This is a genomic window from Pseudomonas sp. USTB-Z (genome assembly GCF_019691255.1).
GTDB classification, from domain to species: domain Bacteria; phylum Pseudomonadota; class Gammaproteobacteria; order Pseudomonadales; family Pseudomonadaceae; genus Aquipseudomonas; species Aquipseudomonas alloputida.
The window spans coordinates 215,225-236,821 of sequence record NZ_JAECZP010000007.1 but is presented as its reverse complement, the minus strand read 5'-3'; the positions used below and the strand labels follow the sequence as shown (position 1 = coordinate 236,821).

17 protein-coding genes and 1 pseudogene are annotated in these 21,597 nt (G+C 62.9%); 7 read left to right on the top strand and 11 right to left on the bottom strand.

Annotated elements, in window-relative coordinates; genetic code table 11:
* Positions 1 to 203: 203 nt before the first annotated feature.
* The 8 genes from I8746_RS11190 to I8746_RS11155 form a co-directional block, all read right to left on the bottom strand.
* Positions 204 to 977 (bottom strand): enoyl-CoA hydratase, encoded by a 774-nt coding sequence (locus tag I8746_RS11190; protein WP_003250095.1) that lies wholly within the window; start codon positions 975 to 977, stop codon positions 204 to 206.
* Between the two features lie 13 nt (positions 978 to 990).
* Positions 991 to 2,118, bottom strand: coding sequence for an acyl-CoA dehydrogenase (locus I8746_RS11185; RefSeq protein ID WP_012053107.1), 1,128 nt, complete (start codon positions 2,116 to 2,118; stop codon positions 991 to 993).
* An 8-nt stretch (positions 2,119 to 2,126) separates the two neighbouring features.
* The gene (locus tag I8746_RS11180; RefSeq protein WP_012053108.1) at positions 2,127 to 3,320 is read right to left on the bottom strand and encodes an acetyl-CoA C-acyltransferase; all 1,194 of its coding nucleotides are present in this window, start codon (positions 3,318 to 3,320) and stop codon (positions 2,127 to 2,129) included.
* An 11-nt stretch (positions 3,321 to 3,331) separates the two neighbouring features.
* Positions 3,332 to 4,099, bottom strand: a complete 768-nt coding sequence (locus I8746_RS11175) for an SDR family NAD(P)-dependent oxidoreductase (protein ID WP_003250091.1) — start codon at positions 4,097 to 4,099, stop codon at positions 3,332 to 3,334.
* 13 nt (positions 4,100 to 4,112) lie between these two features.
* Positions 4,113 to 5,759, bottom strand: a complete 1,647-nt coding sequence (locus I8746_RS11170; protein ID WP_221100680.1) for an acyl-CoA synthetase — start codon at positions 5,757 to 5,759, stop codon at positions 4,113 to 4,115.
* Between the two features lie 122 nt (positions 5,760 to 5,881).
* Positions 5,882 to 10,327 (bottom strand): NEL-type E3 ubiquitin ligase domain-containing protein, encoded by a 4,446-nt coding sequence (locus I8746_RS11165; protein ID WP_221100679.1) that lies wholly within the window; start codon positions 10,325 to 10,327, stop codon positions 5,882 to 5,884.
* A gap of 146 nt (positions 10,328 to 10,473) precedes the next feature.
* Positions 10,474 to 11,496 carry an AraC family transcriptional regulator gene (locus tag I8746_RS11160; protein WP_012053111.1) on the bottom strand — a complete coding sequence of 341 codons (1,023 nt, stop codon included), beginning with the start codon at positions 11,494 to 11,496 and terminating at the stop codon, positions 10,474 to 10,476.
* Positions 11,497 to 11,696: 200 nt separating this feature from the next.
* Complete coding sequence (locus tag I8746_RS11155) at positions 11,697 to 12,560, bottom strand: LysR substrate-binding domain-containing protein (protein ID WP_003250081.1); 864 nt, start codon at positions 12,558 to 12,560, stop codon at positions 11,697 to 11,699.
* A 112-nt stretch (positions 12,561 to 12,672) separates the two neighbouring features.
* On the opposite strand from I8746_RS11155, the gene I8746_RS11150 reads away from it, so the two are divergent.
* Both I8746_RS11150 and phnX read left to right on the top strand, forming a co-directional pair.
* Positions 12,673 to 13,779, top strand: a complete 1,107-nt coding sequence (locus I8746_RS11150; RefSeq protein WP_014753879.1) for a 2-aminoethylphosphonate--pyruvate transaminase — start codon at positions 12,673 to 12,675, stop codon at positions 13,777 to 13,779.
* 34 nt (positions 13,780 to 13,813) lie between these two features.
* Positions 13,814 to 14,641 (top strand): phosphonoacetaldehyde hydrolase, encoded by an 828-nt coding sequence (gene phnX, locus I8746_RS11145; protein WP_003250077.1) that lies wholly within the window; start codon positions 13,814 to 13,816, stop codon positions 14,639 to 14,641.
* A 228-nt stretch (positions 14,642 to 14,869) separates the two neighbouring features.
* Here phnX and I8746_RS11140 read toward each other — a convergent pair whose 3' ends face one another.
* The gene (locus tag I8746_RS11140) at positions 14,870 to 15,934 is read right to left on the bottom strand and encodes an AI-2E family transporter (protein ID WP_221100678.1); all 1,065 of its coding nucleotides are present in this window, start codon (positions 15,932 to 15,934) and stop codon (positions 14,870 to 14,872) included.
* Between the two features lie 133 nt (positions 15,935 to 16,067).
* On the opposite strand from I8746_RS11140, the gene yegQ reads away from it, so the two are divergent.
* From yegQ to I8746_RS11115, 5 genes and pseudogenes are all read left to right on the top strand, one after another.
* Complete coding sequence (gene yegQ, locus I8746_RS11135) at positions 16,068 to 17,402, top strand: tRNA 5-hydroxyuridine modification protein YegQ (RefSeq protein WP_221100677.1); 1,335 nt, start codon at positions 16,068 to 16,070, stop codon at positions 17,400 to 17,402.
* A 144-nt stretch (positions 17,403 to 17,546) separates the two neighbouring features.
* Positions 17,547 to 17,845, top strand: a pseudogene (locus tag I8746_RS11130) (copper resistance protein B); the annotation flags it as partial.
* Between the two features lie 14 nt (positions 17,846 to 17,859).
* On the top strand, positions 17,860 to 18,288 hold the full coding sequence (locus I8746_RS11125; protein ID WP_003248913.1) for a DUF411 domain-containing protein: 429 nt from the start codon (positions 17,860 to 17,862) through the stop codon (positions 18,286 to 18,288).
* Positions 18,288 to 18,725, top strand: a complete 438-nt coding sequence (locus I8746_RS11120; RefSeq protein WP_003248912.1) for a YqaA family protein — start codon at positions 18,288 to 18,290, stop codon at positions 18,723 to 18,725. Before I8746_RS11125 ends, I8746_RS11120 begins: the two co-directional genes overlap by 1 nt.
* A 75-nt stretch (positions 18,726 to 18,800) precedes the next feature.
* Positions 18,801 to 19,799, top strand: a complete 999-nt coding sequence (locus I8746_RS11115) for an alpha/beta fold hydrolase (protein ID WP_014753884.1) — start codon at positions 18,801 to 18,803, stop codon at positions 19,797 to 19,799.
* Positions 19,800 to 19,873: 74 nt separating this feature from the next.
* Here the strand turns inward: I8746_RS11115 and I8746_RS11110 are convergent, their stop codons facing one another.
* A complete protein-coding gene (locus tag I8746_RS11110) occupies positions 19,874 to 20,455 on the bottom strand; it encodes a DinB family protein (protein ID WP_014753885.1) in 582 nt (193 codons plus the stop codon).
* 13 nt (positions 20,456 to 20,468) lie between these two features.
* Positions 20,469 to 21,575 (bottom strand): cell division protein ZapE, encoded by a 1,107-nt coding sequence (zapE, locus tag I8746_RS11105; protein ID WP_221100676.1) that lies wholly within the window; start codon positions 21,573 to 21,575, stop codon positions 20,469 to 20,471.
* Positions 21,576 to 21,597 lie beyond the last annotated feature (22 nt).

The window sequence follows — 21,597 nt, the reverse complement described above, 5'->3', positions numbered from 1 at the left end:
CTCCCGGGAGTACGCGCTGCAGGCCCCATCCATGGGGCCTCAGCGCTTGACGGGCATCCATGCCCGTCACCTCCCTTCGCAAGCCCTACGCTCGGCCTCCTGAAGTCGCAACCCGCGTCGTCTGAACTATCGCGCACTTAGAAGCAAAAGCCACAGCCACGGCAACGGCAACGGCAACGGCAACGGCAACGAACCGAGTCTGATCAACGGTCCTTGAACTGTGCCTCACGCTTGGCGATGAATGCGGCCATGCCTTCTTTCTGGTCTTCGGTGGAGAACGCCGCATGGAAGACCCGACGCTCAAAACGAACCCCCTCGCTGAGGGTGACTTCAAATGCTCGGTTGACGCTCTCCTTGACCATCATGCTCACCGGAATCGACTTGCTGGCAATGGTCGCCGCCACCTTCAGCGCCTCTTCCACCAGTTCTGCCTGCGGCACGATCCGCGCCACCAAACCTGCTCGCTCGGCTTCTTCCGCCCCCATCAGGCGGCCGGTCAGGCAAAGCTCCATGGCCTTCGCCTTGCCCACCGCACGCGTCAGCCGCTGGGTGCCGCCCATACCCGGCAGCACGCCCAGGTTGATTTCCGGTTGACCAAATTTGGCATTGTCCGCAGCGAGGATAAAGTCGCACATCATCGCCAACTCACAGCCGCCGCCCAGGGCAAATCCAGACACGGCAGCAATGATCGGCTTACGGCGATTGGCAATGCGGTCGGCGTCGCTGAACAGGTCGTCGACGTAGATCTGCGGGTATTGCAGCTCAGCCATTTCCTTGATGTCGGCGCCAGCGGCAAAGGCTTTGGCCGAGCCTGTCAGCACCACGCAGCCGATGTTCGGGTCGCGCTCAAGCTGGTCCAAGGCCTGGTTGATCTCACCGACAATCTGCGCGTTCAGCGCATTGAGCGCCTGCGGGCGGTTGAGGGTGATCAGGCCGACCTTGCCGTGGATGTCCAACAGGATGGTTTCGAATGCCATGCAGTCTGCTCCTTCAAAGATTGCGCGCAATGACCATGCGCTGAATGTCGCTGGTGCCTTCGTAGATCTGGCAAACCCGAACGTCGCGGTAGATCCGCTCCAGCGGGAAGTCACTCAGATAGCCATAACCACCCAGGGTCTGCAAGGCATCCGAACAGACCTTTTCGGCCATTTCCGAGGCGAACAGCTTGGCCATCGACGCTTCCACCAGTGCCGGACGCCCCGCATCACGAAGGGCAGCGGCGTGCAATACCATCTGCCGGGCAACGGAAACTTTCGTTGCCATGTCAGCCAGGCGGAACGCCACGGCCTGGTGCTCGATCAGCGGTTTGCCAAAGCTTTGGCGCTCGTTGGCATAGTCGCGCGCCACTTCGAACGCCGCGCGGGCCATACCCACCGCTTGCGAGGCGATGCCGATACGGCCGCCTTCAAGATTGGCCAGGGCGATCTTGTAGCCTTCACCCTCCGCACCCAGCCGGTTGGCCACTGGAACGTGCACATTGTCGAAAACGATCTGGCAGGTGTCGGAGGCGTGCTGGCCGAGTTTGTCCTCGACCCGCGCTACCTGGTAGCCCGGCGAATCGGTCGGCACGATGAAGGCGCTGATGCCACGCTTGCCAGCCTCCGGGTCGGTGACTGCAAACACGATCACGACGCCGGCGTTCTGCCCCGAGGTAATGAACTGTTTGCTGCCATTGAGCACGTAATGGTCGCCCTCCAGGCGTGCACGGGTCTTCAGGCTGCTGGCATCGGAGCCAGCCTGCGGCTCGGTCAGGGCGAAAGCACCGAGCATCGCACCTGTCGCCAGCGGGGTGAGGAATTGCTCTTTCTGCTGCTCGTTGCCGAAGCGCAGGATCGGCACGCAACCCACCGAGTTGTGCACGCTCATGATGGTCGAGCAGGCACCATCACCCGCAGCGATTTCCTCCAGCGCCATGGCATAGGCCACATAACCCGTGTCGCTGCCGCCCCACTGCTCGGGCACCAGCATGCCGAACAGGCCCAGTTCGGCCATTTCGTCGATGGCCTCTTTCGGAAAGCGATGGTCCTTGTCCCATTGCTCGGCAAACGGCTTCAGGCGTTCCTGGGCGAACGCACGTACCGCGTCGGCGATCTGTTGTTGCTCGTCATTTACCAGCATGGTTCACCTCAGTACAGGCATTCAACAGCCATGGCCGTGGCCTCGCCACCGCCGATGCAGATGGCCGCCACACCCCGTCGCAGATTGTTCTGGCGCAAGGCCGACAACAGGGTGACCAGAATACGTGCGCCAGAAGCGCCGATCGGGTGACCGAGGGCGCAGGCGCCGCCATGGATATTGACCTTGTCGTGTGGCAGGTCGAGGTGTTTCATGGCCGCCAGGGTGACCACGGCGAAGGCCTCGTTGATCTCGAACAGGTCGACTTCGGCCAGGTTCCAGCCGGTGCGCTTCATCAGTTTGTCGATCGCGCCGATCGGGGCGGTCGGGAACAACGCCGGGGTGTCGGCAAAGGCGGCGTGACCGTGGATGACGGCCAATGGCTTGAGGCCACGTTTGTCGGCCTCGGAGCGGCGCATCAGCACCAGCGCCGCAGCGCCGTCGGAAATCGAACTGGCGTTGGCCGCCGTCACGGTGCCGCCTTCACGAAACGCCGGTTTGAGCTGCGCTATCTTGTCCAGGCGTGCCTTGGGCGGCTGCTCGTCATCCTTGATGACGCGCTTTTCCTTGCCCTCGGTGACTTCCACCGGCACGATCTCGGCGGCAAAACGGCCGCTGCTGATGGCTTCCTGCGCTCGGGTCAGCGAGGCGATGGCGAACTGGTCCTGGGCCTCGCGACTGAAAGAATTGGCCTGGGCACAGTCCTCGGCAAAGGTGCCCATCAGGCGGCCTTTGTCGTAGGCGTCTTCGAGGCCGTCCATGAACATGTGGTCGATGATCTTGCCGTGGCCCATGCGGTAGCCGCCACGGGCTTTGTCCAGCAGGTACGGCGCGTTGGTCATGCTTTCCATGCCACCCGCCACTACCACATCTGCGGTGCCGACCAGCAGCAGGTCATGGGCCATGATCGCGGCTTGCATACCCGAGCCGCACATCTTGTTCAGGGTGGTGCAGGTGGTGTGTTTGTCCAGCCCGGCGCCCAGCGCGGCCTGGCGTGCCGGCGCCTGGCCCTGGCCGGCCGGCAGCACGCAGCCGAACAGTACCTGCTCGACACAGGCGGCATCGATGCCGGCACGTTCCACGGCAGCACGAATGGCGGCGCTGCCCAGTTGCGGCGCAGTCAGGCTCTTGAGGTCGCCCTGCAACCCGCCCATGGGCGTGCGCACGGCGCTGACGATAACGATGGGGTCATTGGCGAGGGTCATGTTCGCTCTCCTTACTTGGCAGCCATGCGCAGCGCACCGTCGAGGCGGATGACCTCACCGTTGAGCATGCTGTTCTCGATGATGTGGCGGGCCAGCGCGGCGTATTCCTGCGGGCGGCCCAAGCGGGGCGGGAACGGCACGCCGGCAGCCAGTGAAGCACGCACCTCATCGCTCATGCCGGCCATCATAGGTGTTTCAAAGATGCCCGGAGCGATGGTCATCACGCGGATGCCGAAGCGTGCCAGTTCGCGCGCGGCCGGCAAGGTCAGGCTGGCAATGGCCCCCTTGGAGGCAGCGTAGGCGGCCTGGCCAATCTGGCCGTCATAGGCGGCAATGGAGGCCGTGTTGATGATGACCCCACGCTCGCCGCTCTCATCGGCAGCCCCTTCGGCCATGGCCGCCGCAGCCAGACGCAACAGGTTGAAGCTGCCGATCAGGTTGACGTTGATGACCTTGGCGAAGCTGGCCAGGCCATGCGGGCCCTGCTTGCCCAGCACCTTCTCGGCACCGACGATGCCGGCACAATTGACCAACCCATGCAAGCTGCCAAAGGCGCTGACAGCTGCATCGACAGCCGACTGGGCCGCCTGCTCGTCACTGATATCAGCCACGGCGAAACGGGCGTTGTCGCCCAGTTCGCGGGCCTTGGCTTCGACAGCCTGGGCATTGAGGTCGACCAGCATGACCTTGGCGCCAGCCTCGACCAGCATCTGTGCAGTCGCGGCACCCAGCCCGGAAGCGGCGCCACTGACGATGAAATGTTTATTGGCTATGTGCATGAGTACTTTCCTTTCAGACGCTGACAGGGGTGGCCTGTTGCGCTTGTTGTTTGGCGACTTCCTGGTTGCGCAGGATGAAGCGTTGCAGCTTGCCGCTCGGGGTCTTGGGCAGCTCGCTGACGAATTCGATTTCCCTGGGGTAGGCATGCGCGTAGAGGCGCTGGCGCACGTGCTGGCGCAAGGTTTCTTCCAGCTCGACGCTTCCGGCGTAGCCGCTGGCCAATACCACGAACGCCTTGATCAGCTCGGTGCGCTCCGGGTCGGGCTTGCCGATCACCGCGGCCTCGATCACCGCCGGGTGCTCGATCAACGCGCTTTCCACATCGAACGGCCCCACCCGGTAACCGGAGGTGGTGATCACGTCGTCGCTACGGCCAACGAAGCTGATGCTGCCATCCGGGTTCAGCTCGACAGTGTCGCCGCTGAGGTAGTACTTGCCGACGAAGGCTTTGGTCGGCAGGCCGTGGTAACCGCCGAACCAGCATAGCGGCGACTGCTCGCGGTCAACGGCGAGGATGCCTGGCTGGCCGGCTGGCCGCTCGTTGCCCTGCTCGTCCAGCACCACGATGCGGTGGCCGGGGATGGCATAGCCGGCAGAGCCCAGGTGCACCGGGTGCTTCAGACCATGGTGATTGCACAGCACCATGCCCAGTTCGGTCTGGCCGTAGTGATCGTGAATGGTCACGCCCAGCTCGTCGGCGAACCAGCGGATCACCTCGGGGTTAAGCGGTTCGCCGGCACTGCTGACCACCCGCAGGCGGCCCTTGATCGGTACCGAAAAATCTTTGCCCGCCGCAATCAGCAAGCGATACGCGGTCGGCGAGCCGGCCAGGTTGGTGATACCCAGCTTGTCGATCACCCGGGCGCAGCTCTCGACACTGAACGGGCCATCGTAGAACGTGGTGGCATGCCCCAGCGACAATGGGCCGGTAACGGCGTAATACAAGCCGTACGCCCAACCCGGGTCGGCCAGGTTCCAGAAGTTGTCCTCGGGCAGCAGCTCGATGGCATCACGCATGTAGCCCTGAAACGCGACGATCGCACGCAGTGGTACTTCCAGGGGTTTTGCCGGGCCAGTGGTTCCAGAAGTGAACATCAGCAGGAATGGATCGTTGCCTGAGCGCATCACCGGCTCACATACGTCCGCTGCGCGCTCCAGGCATTGCTGGAAGTCCAGCTCACCACTGCGGGCCTTGACAGTGATGATGGTCGGGCAGACGTGCACATCGTCCAGCTTGGCGCGGTTGTGGCTATCGGTGACTATCACTCGGGCATGGGATTGCTCAAGCCGGTGCTCGATGGCCTTGGGGCCGAACGCGGTGAACAAGGGCTGGTAGACCGCCCCGAGGCGCCAGGTAGCGAGGATGGTCACCAACAGTTCGGGGGTGCGCGGCATCAAGCCGGCAACCCGGTCGCCTGCGCCTACCCCCTGCGCCTTTAGCACATTGGCAAACCGGGCAGCCTGCACCTGAAGCTGATCGAAGCTATAGCGCGCGCTGTTACCATCGCGGTCTTCATGAATCAGTGCCAGCTTGCCGTCACCGGCATGGCGGTCACAGCATTCGACACAGGCATTAAGGGCTTCAAGGTTGCCGTGCAATGCCGCCACAACGGCCTGGTCATGGTCAAACGTGCGAGCGGCCTCGGCGTAATCGCGCATCATCGGACTCCTGGTTTCTTGTTTTTGGAGTTGAAGCATCGGTCCGACGATGTTCGCGCCGCTCATGCGCGGCGGCAATGGCCAAAGCTGTCAATCTGGATGACTGGTTTGGCCGCCGCCCGTCACCCCTCTGCGCGCTCGGCTGCACGCAGGTAGGACTGGGTGAGCCCTGCGACCAGGCGTTCGATGTCGAGGTCCTGCTGTGCCTGCAGCCGGTGTAGTTGCTGCTCGAAGGCCGCCGGCACCAAGACAGGACGTTGAGCCTGCAGCTCAAGCGTACGCCGCGTGTAATCCGCACTGAGGGCATCGAACATCTGGTCATGTAGCTGGCGCAGGTAACGTCGCCAGAACGCGCGCTGGCTCAGGCTATCGGTCAGGCCCTCGATGGTCTGCGCGCGCGTAACCCGCAGGAACGCATCCTCTATCTGGGCCTGTGTCAGCGCGACAGCTTCGGGATAGCGCATGGCATATGGCTGGTTGGGCAGCTGCAACCGGCTACGAAGTTGCACCCTGTAAGCCAGCCCCAATGCCAACTGGTCAATATGTTCACTGGCAGCCAGACGCTGCCGGCCATCCTGGTAGGCAATCCCTTCCAGTTGATCCAGCCGGAACAGTTGCCTGCCCAGTTCGAGCAACTCACCTCTGCTTTCAGGGTTGGCTGCGGCGGCTTCTGCCTGCGCCTGCCTCACCGATACTTGCAGTGCACTGAAATGACTGGCAACGGCGTCCGAACATGACAGCGGCCGGCCGGCCTGTTCAAAGATCCGCCGGCACAGCACCGGGTCGCCGTCCAGCGTAGCCAGCAGTGTCCATACGCCGTCAACCAGCGCATCCCGCCCTTCACCCGCTTCGCTGTAGTCCGCTGTCATCTCCAGGCGAGCCAACAACCTGAACAACCCACTGCTACCCGCTTGCTCCAGCAACCGCAGCCACACGTCCTCCCGCTCGGCCTGAACCGTCGCATCCGTATGGCCCACCCAACGCGTACGGGCCCTGACCAGGTCAACTGACCCCAACTGATCAGGTGAGTGCCGGTGCTCTTCGATCACGTCGAGTGCATACAAGCCTCTTTGCTGCATGACCGACAAGGGGTTGTTTTCTATCAGAATGGCGCGTCGAAATGCATAAGGCATCAGCTGGATCTCGGTGGGCACTTCGCGGAGTTGATTGTTGCGCAGGTCAGCACACTCGAGTAGACCACAGAGCTCCAGGCGACGCGGCCAACTGCCCAGGCGACAATGACGCAGGTTCAGGCTTGTCAGCCGAGAAAGTTGGTGGAAGCTCATGTCCAGCGCTTCCAGCCGGTTATGACTGAGATCAAGATGCGCAAGGTTGGACAAACCATGCAAAACGCCGATCGCCTGGGCATCGAGGCGTATCTCGTTATGCGCCAACCGAAGCGATTGAAGATTCGGTAAATGGGCAATGCCTGTTGGTAGACGCATCAACGCGTTGTTGTTGAGGTTCAGGTGCGTCAGGGCAGTGAAGGGGCGAAGGAAGTCGACCGGTATGTCAGTAATCCGGGTGTCGTTCACGCTCAGCAGGGTAATGCGATGGAAATCGATGTTCGGCGGCAGTGCCGGCAGTGTGCGCAAACTCAAACCGCTCATCGACAAGCGCTGCCCTTGTGTTTGCCCCTCGCCGGCCGAAACAGGCTCGCCCTGCAGTCGCCAGGCTCGCAGGATGCTATCGGCCGTCAACCTGCGGGCGGCGCGTCGACCCTCCTGCAACTCGGCACCGACCCAGCGATTCAGGTACAGCACCAGTTGGTCATGGGCTTCCTGCAGTTCTACCAGGCGCTCGAAGACTGGCTGCGGGCCTTGTTGCACACGCGCCAGCTCCACATCGAGCGCGGCCTCGTCCAGGCCAGGATAAAGCGACCGTAGCTGGTCACGAATGATCGCCCGCTCATCTCTGGGTGCAGCGCCAGGGCGGCCACTGAGCGGGTATCCCACGCGTCCATCGTCCATGCGACGCCCTGGATTGAGCCAGGCCTGCTCCTCTGGCCAGCCGAGCATGCGCGCGATATCCCAATGGGAAGCGGGTAACCGCGCCAGAAGTTTCTCACGCAATTGGCTCGCCGCAGCACTGCCCACCCGTTGCATCGCTGCCCGCTGCTCTGATGTCAGTGCGGCAAAAAGCGCCTCGAAGATACATCCCGGCTCGTCAGCAATAAGCACGTGTGGCACACCTGACCCGTTGTAGATCAGAAACCTGCCTTCATGCCGGACCACTATTCTTCTTGCCTCGGTTTGCCCGCCGCTACCGAGGCGCCTGATAGACCGCCCATCCAGCCCGCTGTCACGCAAGTCAAGGTCAAGGTGCTCGAGTTCGAAGCTATCCAGCAACGCAAGGGCCAACTCGCCGGTGACATCACTGTACGCTGTGCTCAGATACAATCCCGCCAGCCCCCGGCTCAGGCGAGCCAGACGCAAGAGCGAACGGGCGTTGTTCGCGCACGGCAATGGCAGCCGCCGCTCGACCCGCGCCATTTGGTGCTCAAGCTCATGCGCTTGGTCGGTTACTTCATTTATGTAGGCCGAAGGCAAACCCGGGAAGTCCCGCTTGACCAACATGCTCAGCGGGTCTGCTGCAAGTGGCTGCTCTGTCAGGTGGGCAAACAATTGCGGCCGCAACCCGGCCTCATGCACCCGGATCTGCTCCAGTCCGGCGCCCACGTCTGGCCTTGCTTCACACCAGGCCAGCAGTTCACTGTCCGATGGCACCAACGCCTTCAGCCGAACACGCTCGAAAAACGTTTGAATGCGTGCATGCGCCTGGAAGGCGCGCAAGGTTTGGCCAAGGCTCACCGGCGCCGGGCGATTTTCCACGAGAACGCCGCGCAACAAATCTGCATCGATACCTGCCACCCGCATGATCTGCTCGGCCTGATGCGCGTCGACAGGGGAATGCTGTGGCCATAATGCATCCAGCATGCGAGCAGGCGCCTGCCAGCTGAGTGGTTGCTCACGCATCAGCTGCCAGCCACGCTCACCATTGTGCAACACGACCGGCCCGTAGCCGCCCTCACTCGCTACATGGCGCAGGCGATAGGGGCCATCGGCGATAGGCTGATGCACTTCGAAGTTGCGCCCATCGATACGGACCCAGCGGCGGCCCACCTCGCCATAGCGTCCCTCGTCAACCAGGTCGATAGCGCCCGGCAGTGATCGATAATTCCTGGCGTTGAACTGCCACAGGCGACCGCGCCCATTCCCAAGGCTTACCGGCTCCAGGCCCGCAACAAACGCACTGCGCACAAAACTGACACCCGCCACCGTCGCAGCGGTAGCCGCCAAGGTTTCGGCAACCCCCAGCAGATGCTGCAGCGCTTCGTGTTGGTGCCCTCTCGACCAATCCCGTGTCCCTTCGAACACTTCAGCGCACGTCTGGGCAACCACCTGACCCAGCAGCACGCCGCCCACAGCCGGGATGAACAAGCCGGCGAGGTTTACCAGGTCCAGACCTGCCGCTTTCCACTCAGCGTGTCTGGCGCTTACCGCCAGGCTATCAGCGTCGGCAGTCGGTACCAGCAGCAACCGGGCATCTTCCTTGGCCCGTTGCACTTGCCGAGTCGCCAGTTGCGTGAAGATCCCTCCTTCAGGAGTTTCACCCTCAAGCTCCAGGTCCGGCAGCTTGTCTTTCAGGCGCTTGCCGAGGGTACTGACAAAACCTGCACGGTGCTCAAGGCTGATGAGCTGTGTGAAGTACTGCCAGTATCCGGGATCTGGCAACAACATTGCCACGGTACTGTTCATGGAGGCGGCATTGTCGAAGAACCGCAATGCCTGCCGGGGATCACCAGGCAGGTAAAGTACGATGCCCCGATCATTTCCCGCCTTGTCATGCAGGTGGATCAGCAAGCCATCGACCACAGGTTTCCCTAATGCCCTCAGCAGCATGGGTTTGCCTTCAAGCCCTCGTTGTCGCCGCTCCTGACCGTGGTCCACCAGCTCACGCAGTGCAAGCTGCACATCGACGCTTATGTTTCCCTGCAAAGCCGCAAGCTCGGTCGCCAGCTTCAACCCCGAACGTTTGTCTTCAGCCAGCACCGCCTGGGTAGCTGGCGGGAAGATCCTTTGCAACGCGTCCTGATAGCGCTGACCAACGTCCAGATTGCGACAGGCCGTAATCAATGCTTCCAGCGATGCATTCAATGGTTTATCGCTGCCTGGCAAAACCAGCCCCGTGCCCTCGTAGTAGCGGGTATTCGCAGCAAAGTTGCGCATCAGCCGCAGTAACCCGTTTTCACGCGTCTGGCTGTACCCGTATGTCTGTTGCAAGGTACCTGGCAGTGTGCCGAAGCGCGGCGCTACCCGCAGCCATTCGAGCTGGGCAAATACCTGCCCGTCCGGCAACGGTGCATCCAGCAAAGCCGCCAGGTGCTTCTCGGCAAACTGCTGGAGCGGCAGTAACTCAAGCGTCAGGCCACTCAAGCGTGCCTGGCTGGCGTGGTGCGCGTTCAGGCTGGTGCGCAGGGTGTTGATCTGGCCCCGTGACGCGCGTTTGAGCCACTCAGGTAATCGGGCACCGATGAATGGGTCATGGCCCGTCGTGTTGATAATCATGGTGGGTTCCCCCCGCTATTTGACGAAGCCAACCATGTTGTTCAAATGCCGGGCCAGGATGCAGAGGGAACGGGTTCGATCGGCGCCTGCTCGGTAAGCCTTCTGGGCCCGCGCGGTAATGCACTACGACGGGAAGTGTTCGCCCTTCAGTGCCCTGCCCCTCGCGCCTGGATCAATGCCCGATAATGCCCTGGGTTGCAGCCGAACCACTTGCGAAATGCCTTATAGAACGAGCTGCTGTCGGCGAACCCCAAGCGCTCGGCAAGCTCGCCCATGGCCAGGTCTTCCTGGCTGAGCCAGGCGATCGCCAGCTCCCGTCGTACGCTGTCCTTCAAGCCCTGGTAGTTCTGCCCCTCTTCTGCCAGGCGCCGCCGCAGGGTCGATGGCGACAGGCACAGCTGCCGGGCCAGGCGGTCAGCATCGGGCCACTGCGCAGGGGCCAGGCGCAGCAGGTCGGTGCGGATACGCCGCCCGAGGCTGGCCGGGTCACGGTATTTGACCAGGATATTGCCCGGCGCTTCGGCCAGAAAACGCTGCAGTTCCTCTTCACTGCGCCGCAGGGGCAAGTCGAGGCATTGCGAAGCGATGATCATGCGTGTGCGTGGACGCTCAAAATGCAGGTTTTCCGAAAACATGACCCGGTAGTCGTCGCAAAAGGGTGGTTCGGTACACCGCAGATCAATGCTCAGAATCGGGATACGCCGTCCGGCCAGCCAGCAGGTCACGCCATGCACGATCATCCAGAACGTGAAATAGGTGAACGCGCGGCGCGGTTCGTCACGCGGCTCATTGATGACAATTTCGGCCAGGCCTTGCTGGCGCACCAGGCTGGGCTGCATGTCTTGAAGCATCAGCGACAGAAATGCCAGCGAGGTTTCCAGGCCTGCACCCAGAGTTGGTTGGCCCATGCTGGCACGGCACATGAATGCCAGGCTGCCACTGCGCAGACCGCGCGGGTCCATCGCGAAAAATTCGTCGTTGCAGCGCCGGGCCAGCAAGCGCCACAGGCGGGCATAGGACTCGGCACTGACCCTTGCCTCTGGCAGGTGCAATTGTTCAACGGCGATGCCCGCCCTGGCCAGCAAGCCGCTGTCAGGCTCACCGGCAGGGCAGGTCTGCAACAGCGCTTCGCGCACCAGCTGCATGGAAATGGTGTCTTTGTCGCTCATCGACGGTCCTGTCGGCTGATTGCCGGCCATATTAGGGTCTGTATGAAAAGCCTTGAGACGAAGGTCAGGCAAGGCGAAAACAGCCGAGGAAGCGGAGTTTACGGGTTGTAAATGAGCATTCCGAGGCTGTTTTCAACGCAGCATCACCGAGTATCAAGGCTTTTCATACAGAGCCTAGGGTGCCCCGCAGCAAACAGCCATCATAGCCCCGCTGCCAGGCTCAGGAATGCCTGAATCAGGCGCAGTTCGCGACGGCGCTCCAGGCAGCCGATCACGTGTTGGTTGACAAGGCCCTCGCCGGCCAAGGGTCGTGCCACCACACGGGGATCATTGGCCACTTCAGTGGAAGAAACAACGCCAATACCCAGCTGCGAGGCCACTGCCTCGGTTACCGCCTCCCGGCTGTCCAGCTCCAGCAATACACGCGGTTGCACGCCCGCCTTGATGCAGGCCTTGTCGAAGGTGCGCCGGGTGGTGGAGCTGGGTTCGCGCAGCACCATGATCTGCTGGTGCAGCTCGGCCAACGGCAAGTCCTCCCGCTCGCTGGCCCAGGCGTGCCCCACGGGTAACAACGCACACAGGCGCGACTCACAGAGATTTTGCAGGTGCAGCCCTTTGCGCGGCTCGATTTCGGTCAGCACTGCCACGTCGGCATGCTCGCCGAGCAGCGCAGCCAACGTCTCCTGTGCATTGCCCAGACGCAAGTTGACGGTGACGCCAGGGTACCGCTCACGCAGCAGCGCCAGCATCGGCATGACCCGGTGCGGGCCGTCGGCGGCTACCTCCAGGCGCCCGGTCAGCAACTGGCGGTTGGCCTCGAGCATGGCCTGCGCTTCTTCAGCCAGGCCGAACATGGCGCGCGTGATGGCCGCCAGGCGCGTGCCCTCTTCGGTCAGTTCCACGCGCCGTGCAGTACGCCGCAGCAAGGTGATCTGGTAGTGCTCCTCCAGGGCCTTGACGTGCCCGGTCACCGCCGGCTGGCTGATGAACAGGCGCTCGGCAGCGCGGGTAAAGCTGCCCTCACGGGCCACGGCGTCGAAGGCGCGTAGCTGGAACAGGTTCATATTTATCGGCCTGACTTATAGCTGGGATAACAACAAACAATTTGATTGATGACAGTGCGAATTGCAACCTAGGCCCCGTAGTTTCAGCCCACCGCTTGTGAGGAATAACGGAATGAGCAACGCCCCGATTCTGCTGACCCCAGGTCCCCTGACCACATCAATCCGCACCCGCCAAGCCATGCTGGTGGACTGGGGCTCCTGGGACCGTGACTTCAACCAATTGACTGCCAGCGTCTGCGAACAACTGCTGGCCATCATCGACGGCGCCAGCAGCCACCACTGCGTGCCCCTGCAAGGCAGCGGCACCTTCGCCGTGGAAGCGGCCATCGGCACCTTGGTGCCACGCGATGGCAAGGTTCTGGTACTGATCAACGGCGCGTACGGCCAGCGCCTGGCGAAGATCTGCAAAGTGCTGGGTCGCACTTACAGCACCTTCGAAACGGCAGAAGACCAGCCGACCACCGCCGCCGACGTCGACCGGCTGCTGGCCGAAGACTCGGCCATCACCCATGTGGCGCTGATCCACTGTGAAACCAGCACCGGCATCCTGAACCCGCTGCCCGAAATCGCCCAGGTGATCAAACACCATGGCAAGCGCCTGATCATCGATGCCATGAGCTCGTTCGGTGCGCTGCCGATCGATGCCCGCGAAATCCCCTTCGAAGCGCTGATCGCAGCCTCCGGCAAGTGCCTGGAAGGCGTACCCGGCATGGGCTTCGTCTTCGCCGAAAAAAACGCCCTGGCGTCCGCCGAAGGCAATGCCCACTCGCTGGCCATGGACCTGCACGACCAGCACGCCTACATGGCCAAGACCGGGCAATGGCGCTTCACCCCGCCTACCCACGTGGTCGCGGCCCTGCACGAAGCACTGCAGCAATACAACGAGGAAGGTGGCCTTCCGGCCCGCCACCAGCGCTACGCAGACAACTGCAAGACGCTGCTCGACGGCATGGCAGCCATCGGCCTGCGCAGTTTCCTGCCTGCCGAGATCCAGGCGCCAATCATCGTCACCTTCCACGCCCCCACCGATGCCCGCTACCAGTTCAAGGACTTCTACGAGCGGGTCAAGGCCAAGGGTTTCATTCTCTACCCGGGCAAGTTGACCCAGGTCGAAACCTTCCGCGTCGGCTGCATCGGCGTGGTCGGGGCGGACGGCATGCAGGCCGCCGTGAATGCCGTGGCCGAGGTGCTGCGGGAAATGGAAGTGCTGGACATCTGACGCTTTGCCCACCCGAATTCAGGAGTTAGCGCACATGAACTACAACAACCCCACCCAACTGCAAGCCGCCATCCTCGACTGGGCTGGCACCGTGGTCGATTTCGGCTCATTCGCCCCCACCCAGATCTTTGTCGAGGCCTTTGCCGAGTTCGACGTGCAGGTGTCCATCGAAGAAGCCCGAGGCCCGATGGGCATGGGCAAATGGGACCATATCCGCACCCTGTGCGACGTACCGGAAATTGCCGAGCGCTACCGCAAGGTGTTCGGCCGTACCCCGACCGATGATGACGTCACCGCCATCTACAACCGCTTCATGCCGCTGCAGATCGAGAAGATCGCCGTGCACTCGGCACTGATCCCCGGTGCGCTGGACACCCTCACCGGTCTACGCCAGGACGGCCTGAAGATCGGCTCGTGCTCGGGTTACCCGAAAGTGGTGATGGACAAGGTGGTGGAACTGGCGGCGCAGAACGGCTACGTAGCCGACCATGTCGTGGCCACCGACGAAACCCCGAACGGCCGACCATGGCCGGCCCAGGCCTTGGCCAACGTGATTGCGCTGGGGATTGACGATGTAGCAGCCTGCGTGAAGGTGGACGACACCGTGCCAGGCATTCTTGAAGGCCGCCGTGCCGGCATGTGGACCGTGGCGCTGGTCTGCTCGGGTAATGCCTTGGGCCTGACCTGGGAAGGCTTCCGGGCGTTGAGTGCCGAGAAACTGGAAAGCGAGCGCCAGCGCATCCACGCACTGTTTGCCGGCTCCCGCCCGCACTACCTGATCGACACCATCAACGACCTGCCCGAAGTGATTGCCGACATCAACCGGCGCCTGGCCAAGGGCGAGATGCCGCAAGCCTTCTGACCCCTGCAGTTTCGCTGTGGTAGCGGCCCTTGCGCGACACAAGGCCGCGCCTACGGCGGCCTGCGCCCAATCACCGACCTGTGTCTACCCTCGATCAGGTGTAGGCGCGGGTTTACCCGCGAATACGGTAGCGGCGGCAACGGCGAACGGCGGGTGGAGATTGGCCAGCAGGGCCGGCCCTTTCGCGGGTGAACCCGCTCCTACGGCCGACAACCCTGAGCTAGAACGTTATTGTGGCAATTGCACCCGCGGTTTGGTCGCGGCAAAGATCGCCCAGCTTGAGACGAACAGCGCCGCGATCAATGGGCCAATCACGAAGCCGTTTAGGCCGAACACCGCCAGCCCGCCAAGGGTCGACACCAGGATCAGGTAGTCCGGCATGCGCGTATCCTTGCCCACCAGGATTGGCCGCAACACATTATCCACCAGGCCGATCACCAGCACCCCGAACGCGGTAAGCACCACCCCTGGCAGTATCGCCCCGGTCAGCAGGAAATACGCCGCCACCGGCGCCCAGATAATGCCCGCGCCCACCGCCGGCAGCAGCGACAGAAACGCCATCAGCACCGCCCACACCAACGCACTCGGGATATCCAGCACCCAGAAAATAAAGCCTCCCAACGCACCTTGGGTAATGGCCACCAGCACGTTGCCCTTCACCGTCGCCCTCACCACACGATTGAACTTCAACTGCAAACGACGCTTCTGGTGCTCGGGCAGCGGGACGGCCATCCGCACCCGGCGCGCGACTTCCGGACCATCACGCAGGAAAAAGAACAGCAAGTACATCATGATGCCAAAACTGATCAGGAACTCGAATGTGCCCTGCCCAAAGCTGAACGCCTGGCTGGCCAATACCTGGCTACCCTGGGTTGCCCACTTGGCGATCTTGTCACGCAACCCGTCGAGGTTACCCATGCCCATGGTGTCCAGGCCACGCTGGGCGAATGCCGGGAGCATGTCCTTGCCGCGCTCGACGTAACCGGCGATGTCCAGTTGCCCGCTTTCGATGCGCTGGTACAGCGTGGCGCCCTCTTGAACCAGCAGCGCGCTGGTGATGATCACCGGCAGGATCGCCACAAGCAGGCACACCAGCGTAGACGTGGCCGCGGCAAGGTTACGCCGCCGACCGCAGCGGATCAGCAAGTGACGCTGCAGCGGGGCGAACAAAATGCCGAGAATCACCGCCCAGAAGATTGCGCCGTAATACGGCAGAAGGATCCAGAAGAAGGCAATGGTCACCAACGCCAAGAGTACTGCCAGGGCTTTGTTCTGTAGCGCGGTTTCGTTCATCGCAGTTCCTCAAATGGCTTATGAGTGATTAGTGCACCGCACCTGGACAAAAGTGCCGCGCTCACTTGACGCAAATCAATACGCGCCTTGTCCATCGCCCCTAGCATCCCGGCCTTTTTGCCCCGGTGCGCACATGAACCCTACTGCCAAGCCCGAACTGCTGGCCCCCGCCGGCACCCTCAAGACCATGCGCTACGCGTTTGCCTACGGCGCCGATGCGGTCTACGCCGGCCAGCCGCGTTACAGCTTGCGGGTGCGCAACAACGCGTTCGATCACGCCAACCTGGCACTGGGGATCGAGGAGGCGCACGCCTTGGGCAAGCGCTTCTACGTGGTGGTCAACATCGCCCCGCACAATGCCAAGCTCAAGACCTTCCTCAAGGACCTGGCACCCGTGATCGAGATGGCGCCGGACGCGCTGATCATGTCCGACCCCGGGCTGATCATGCTGGTGCGCCAGCACTTCCCACAGATGCCGGTGCACCTGTCGGTGCAGGCCAACACCGTCAACTGGGCCAGCGTGCAGTTCTGGCAGCAACTTGGCCTGAGCCGGGTGATCCTGTCACGGGAGCTGTCGCTGGACGAAATCGAGGAAATCCGCCAGCAGGTGCCGGGCATGGAACTGGAAGTGTTCGTGCACGGCGCCCTGTGCATGGCCTATTCCGGCCGTTGCCTGCTGTCGGGCTACCTCAACAAGCGTGACGCCAACCAGGGTACCTGCACCAATGCCTGCCGCTGGAAGTACGACGCCACGCCGGCCACCGAGAACGCCACCGGTGACATCGTGCGCCAAGTGCAGCCCACCCTGGGCCTGGGTGCGCCCACCGACCAAGTGTTCCTGCTGCAGGAAAGCAACCGCCCCGGCACTGAAATGCCGGCGTTCGAGGATGAGCACGGCACCTACATCATGAACGCCAAGGACCTGCGCGCCATTCAGCACGTCGAGCGCCTGGCCTTGATGGGCGTGCATTCGCTGAAGATCGAAGGCCGTACCAAATCGCACTTCTACTGTGCCCGCGCGGTACAGTCGTATCGCCAGGCGATCGACGACGCGGTGGCCGGGCGACCATTCGACCGCGCCCTGATGGGCAACCTCGAATCCCTGGCGCAACGCGGTTACACCGAAGGTTTCCTGCGCCGCCACGTGCACGACGAGTACCAGAACTACCAGCGCGGCAACTCGATGTCCGAGCGCCAACAATTCGTTGGCGAGCTGACCGGCGTGCGCGTCGACGGCCTGGCCGAGGTCAAGGTGAAGAACCGCTTCGCCGTGGGCGACCATCTGGAGCTGATGACCCCGCGCGGTAACTACCACTTCGACCTGCACCGCCTGTGCAACCGCCAGCAGCACGCCATCGAGGTAGCACCGGGCGATGGCCACGTGGTGTATCTGCCGATCCCGGAACAGGTTGCCCTCGACTACGGCCTGCTGATGCGCGACCTCCGCATCGACGAAGCAGCAAGCTGACAACACTGTAATGTGCACATCAGCTACCTGACAGCCGGCGGCAGCGAACATCGTGGCGCTTCTGCATGAGGCCACGCCATGTTGCGCCCCCCTCGCGCCGTACGTTTGCCAAAGGCCTGGGCGCCGCCAGCACGCCGGCAGGGGCAACAAACCGCGCTGCGCCTGGAAGCCGCTTACGCTATGCTGCTGACCAACCGCTGGATACTGGAGCCGACCTGGAGGCCAACCTCTAAGGGCGCACCGACGCCGGGCGCGAACAAGGCGTGGGGCTGGCCGACAGCGAGGTGGGCCTGCGCCTGCGCGACAAGATCACGCGCGGCTTCGCCCCCTACGTCGGGCTCAGTTTCAACCGCCTGCACGGCTCGCGCGCCAACCAGGCCCTGGAAGACGGCGAAGAGCTGGGCCAGACCCGCCTTGTCGCCGGTATCCGCCTGCGTTTTTAAAGGAGTGCTTCACCATGCTGCGCAAACACCTGCTGACCCTGAGCCTGCTGGCCGTCACCGGCCTGGCCCAGGCCGCCGAGACCATCGACGTCTACCGCGACCCCAACTGCGGCTGCTGCAAGGCCTGGATCAGCCACCTGCGTGACAACGGTTTTACCGTCAACGACCACGTCGAGCCAAACATGAGCGCCGTCAAGCAACGCCTCGGTGTGGCGCCACGCCTAGCGTCTTGCCACACCGGGGTGATCGACGGCAAGTTCGTCGAAGGCCACGTGCCGGCCGAGCAGGTGCGCCTGCTGGCCAAGCGCAACGATCTCAAGGGCCTGGCGGTGCCGGGCATGCCCATGGGCTCGCCCGGCATGGAGATGGGTGACCACAAGGATGCCTACCAGGTCATCGGGGTGACCCAGGATGGCCAGGACACCGTGGTCGCCAACTACTGATGCTCAGCCTGGGGGCGCTGTTTCTCAGCGCCTTTGGTGCCGCCACCCTGCTGCCGCTGCAATCAGAGGCCGTGCTGGTCGGTCTGTTGCTGCGCCAGCCCGAGGCATGGGCGATCCTGCTGCTGGTAGCCACCCTGGGCAACGTGCTCGGCTCGGTGGTCAACTGGCTGCTGGGCCGGGCCATCGAGCACCTGCGCGACAAACGCTGGTTCCCTTTCAGCGCTGCCCAGCTGGCGCGTGCGCAGCAGCGCTACCAACGCTGGGGGCAATGGTCGCTGCTGCTCAGCTGGATGCCGGTGATCGGTGACCCGCTTACGCTGATCGCCGGGATCATGCGTGAGCCGTTCTGGCGCTTCCTGTTGCTGGTGACCCTGGCCAAGGCTGGCCGCTATGCCGTGCTTGCCATGATCACCCTGGGCTGGTTTCACGCCTGGTAACACCTTTCAGGTTTCGCGTGGTCCACTGCCTGTTACAGTCGCCCCATTCAACCTGGCCCTACACGGAGTTCCCCCATGCTGCGCGCAACCGCCCTCGCCCTGGCCTGCCTTGCCAGCAGTTCGGCCATCGCTGCCGAGTCGCCTACCTACGGCCCCCAGCTTGAAGGCTTCAGCTACCCGCACCCCCTCAAGCATTTCAACTTCAAGTCCCAGGGCCAGGCCCTGCAGATGGGCTACATGGACGTGCCCGCCCAGGGCCAGGCCAACGGCCACAACGTGGTGCTGATGCACGGCAAGAACTTCTGCGCCGCCACCTGGGAAACCACCATCGACGCCTTGAGCAAGGCCGGCTACCGGGTCATCGCGCCCGACCAGGTCGGCTTCTGTACATCAAGCAAACCGGCGCATTACCAGTACAGCTTTCAGCAACTGGCCGACAACACCCATGCCCTGCTCGAACAGCTGGGTGTGAAGCAAACCATTGTGCTCGGCCACTCCACCGGCGGCATGCTGGCCACCCGCTATGCGCTGATGTACCCACAGCAGGTGGAACGCCTGGCAATGGTCAACCCAATCGGCCTGGAAGACTGGAAAGCGCTGGGGGTGCCCTACCGCACCGTGGACCAGTGGTATGCCCGCGAACTCAAGCTGGATGCCGAAGGCGTACGTGCATATGAGCGCAAGACCTATTACGCCGGGCGCTGGAAGCCTGAATATGAACGCTGGGTGCAGATGCTGGTGGGCTTGAACAAAGGGCCAGGGCATGAAGCGGTGGCGTGGAACTCGGCACTGATCTACGACATGATCTTTACCCAGCCGGTGTACCACGAGTTCAAGCACCTGCAGATGCCGACCCTGCTGCTGATCGGCGACCAGGACACCACGGCCATCGGCAGCGATATCGCGCCGCCGGAGGTAAAGGCCAAGCTGGGCAACTATGCAGAGCTGGGGCCGCAGGTGGCCAAGCTGATACCCAAAGGTGAGCTGATCACGTTCGAAGGCATGGGGCACGCGCCGCAAATCGAGGAACCGGTGCGGTTCAATCGCACCCTGGTCGAATGGCTGGGCAAGTGAGCCAATGATTGGCCCCTGTGGGAGCACGCAGGCTTTGGGATTTTGCGCACGCCCGCTGCTGCCACAGGGTTCCTTTACACGTTCCAGACCTGCGTTTCTGTCCAGCCCAGCTCGGCAAAGTCGTCCGCCCGCAACTCAGCCTCTTCTTCGCAGAAAAACTCATCCAGCTGTGGTGGTCTGACCGCTGTATCACTGAGCATTGCGTGCACCTGCCCACGGTGATGCACCTGATGTTCGAACAGATGCGCCAGCAACCGCAGCCGCTGCTCGCGCTGCACCCGATCGGGCCGTACGACGCTCACATAGCGGCCAAGGTCGCCATCACTCAGCCCCCGGCAGTAGGCGATCAAACGGTGGTCAGCCTGGGCCTGCTCGGCATGCAGATCGGTACAGGTGGCAAACGGCTGCTCCGGGTCGAAAAAGCGTTCGCCGTCGGCATCGGGCTGCTCGCCGCGCTGCTCGCACTCGAGCATATGCAGGTAAAACCAATCCACCGTCAGCAAGTGGTTGAGGGTGGCCTTGATCGACGGGAAGAAGCTGCAACGCGGGGCGACGAACTCGTCCTGGGTCAGTTGCAGGCAGGCCTTGTACAGGCGATGGTTGGCCCAGCCATTGTTATAGGCCTGGGTCAGCAGATGATGCGATAGCGGCTGCATGGTCGGCTCCTTTTCAGGCGAAGCGTTGCAGTTGCATCTCCCGTAGCCGGCTCAGGGTGCGCTGGTACGGGAACGCCAGATACCCTTGAGTGTAGAGGGCATCGAGCGGCACCTGTGCCTCCAGGTACAACGCCACCCGACGGTCATAGCATTCGTCGACCAGGGCAATGAAGCGGCGAACCGCATCGTCCTTGGGCGACAGCGCCGGCAGTTCACGGTCACCCGCCACGACCCTCGCCGCGCCATCTTCGGTGCCACGGGCAATCCGCCCCGCCCGCTGTTCCCCGCCCAGCGCCGGAATGCCGGAGACCAGAATCGAGGGAAAACGGTCGCACAAGGCCATGAACTCCATGGCCGCCAAGGGTTGATCGCACAGATCCGTGAAACGACACCAGATAGCCTGCTCACTGCGCCGCACGACGTGAATGTGCCTTGAGCCAATAACCAAGGGCTGATCCGTGCCGGCGTCTTCGGGGCTGAGCTGGCGAAACACCTCGGCCAACGGGCTGGCCTGCCCTGCCTCGGCTACCCAATAGCGCTGCCGCGCTTCACCGGGGTGCAGGCGGTGATCCTGCTCGCCCGCTACCGGCAGGACCTGCATGTGACGACCAATGGCGGCGATGGCCGGCAGGAACCGCTCGCGGTTGAAACCATCGCGGTAGAGCTGCTCGGGTGGCTGGTTGGAAGTGGCAACAATCACCACGCCCTGATCGAACAATACCTGGAACAGGCGGCCGAGGATGATCGCATCACCGATGTCGTTGACGAACAGTTCATCGAAGCACAGCACACGGATTTGCCGCGCCAGCTCCGCCGCCAGGGCCAATAGCGGGTCGGCGGTGCCGTTGAGCTGAAACAGGCGTTGATGCACCCAGGCCATGAAGTGATGAAAGTGCTGGCGCCGGCTCGGTATGCGCAGACACTGGTGGAACTGGTCCATCAACCAGGTCTTGCCGCGCCCGACCGGGCCCCAGAGGTAGAGGCCCTGGGTGGGGCGGCCCTGCTCGAGGGACTGGAAGCAGGCTTGCAAAGCCTCGACGACGCGGGCCTGGGCGGGGTCAGCGACGTAGCCCCGAGTGCTCAGGGCTTGCTGGTAGAGGGTTTGGGGGTCGATGGCCATGGCCGCATTCTACCCGACTGTC

Coding starts and splice junctions, on each gene's coding strand:
- I8746_RS11140 (WP_221100678.1), bottom strand. CDS start 15,934: ATGAACGAAACCGCGCTACAGAACAAAGCCCTGGCAGTACTCTTGGCG.
- I8746_RS11115 (WP_014753884.1), top strand. CDS start 18,801: ATGCTGCGCGCAACCGCCCTCGCCCTGGCCTGCCTTGCCAGCAGTTCG.
- I8746_RS11110 (WP_014753885.1), bottom strand. CDS start 20,455: ATGCAGCCGCTATCGCATCATCTGCTGACCCAGGCCTATAACAATGGC.
- I8746_RS11185 (WP_012053107.1), bottom strand. CDS start 2,118: ATGCTGGTAAATGACGAGCAACAACAGATCGCCGACGCGGTACGTGCG.
- I8746_RS11160 (WP_012053111.1), bottom strand. CDS start 11,496: ATGAGCGACAAAGACACCATTTCCATGCAGCTGGTGCGCGAAGCGCTG.
- I8746_RS11175 (WP_003250091.1), bottom strand. CDS start 4,099: ATGCACATAGCCAATAAACATTTCATCGTCAGTGGCGCCGCTTCCGGG.
- yegQ (WP_221100677.1), top strand. CDS start 16,068: ATGAACCCTACTGCCAAGCCCGAACTGCTGGCCCCCGCCGGCACCCTC.
- I8746_RS11125 (WP_003248913.1), top strand. CDS start 17,860: ATGCTGCGCAAACACCTGCTGACCCTGAGCCTGCTGGCCGTCACCGGC.
- zapE (WP_221100676.1), bottom strand. CDS start 21,575: ATGGCCATCGACCCCCAAACCCTCTACCAGCAAGCCCTGAGCACTCGG.
- I8746_RS11155 (WP_003250081.1), bottom strand. CDS start 12,560: ATGAACCTGTTCCAGCTACGCGCCTTCGACGCCGTGGCCCGTGAGGGC.
- I8746_RS11165 (WP_221100679.1), bottom strand. CDS start 10,327: ATGATTATCAACACGACGGGCCATGACCCATTCATCGGTGCCCGATTA.
- I8746_RS11190 (WP_003250095.1), bottom strand. CDS start 977: ATGGCATTCGAAACCATCCTGTTGGACATCCACGGCAAGGTCGGCCTG.
- phnX (WP_003250077.1), top strand. CDS start 13,814: ATGAACTACAACAACCCCACCCAACTGCAAGCCGCCATCCTCGACTGG.
- I8746_RS11150 (WP_014753879.1), top strand. CDS start 12,673: ATGAGCAACGCCCCGATTCTGCTGACCCCAGGTCCCCTGACCACATCA.
- I8746_RS11120 (WP_003248912.1), top strand. CDS start 18,288: ATGCTCAGCCTGGGGGCGCTGTTTCTCAGCGCCTTTGGTGCCGCCACC.
- I8746_RS11180 (WP_012053108.1), bottom strand. CDS start 3,320: ATGACCCTCGCCAATGACCCCATCGTTATCGTCAGCGCCGTGCGCACG.
- I8746_RS11170 (WP_221100680.1), bottom strand. CDS start 5,759: ATGCGCGATTACGCCGAGGCCGCTCGCACGTTTGACCATGACCAGGCC.